This is a genomic window from Bacillus paramycoides, from assembly GCF_001884235.1.
Classification (GTDB): Bacteria; Bacillota; Bacilli; order Bacillales; family Bacillaceae_G; genus Bacillus_A; species Bacillus_A paramycoides.
Window position 1 is genome coordinate 1 of sequence record NZ_MAOI01000099.1, and the last position, 293, is coordinate 293.

Sequence of the window (293 nt, forward strand, 5' to 3'; positions counted from 1 at the left end):
GGATGTAGAAGCATATGACGCAAATGGAGTAGCGTACAAGTATGAAGTGAAGGAACAGCCGGTAGCGGGATACCAATCTGACGTACACGGTTATGACATTACAAATACAAAAGTAGGCGAAACAAAAGTAGAAGGAACAAAGACATGGAACGATAACAACGCAACAGATCGTCCAAGCACAATCAAAGTAGACTTACTACAAAATAGTAAAGTAGTAGATACAAAAGAAGTAACAGCGGCAACAAACTGGAAGTATACGTTTGACAAACTTCAAGCTTACGATGCAGAAGGTA

Annotated in this window: 1 protein-coding gene; it reads left to right on the top strand. The window is 39.9% G+C overall.

What is annotated here, in order from left to right; all coding sequences use genetic code 11:
• On the top strand, positions 1 to 293 hold a 293-nt coding region (locus BAU28_RS20980), incomplete at both ends, for a Cna B-type domain-containing protein (RefSeq protein WP_116500433.1).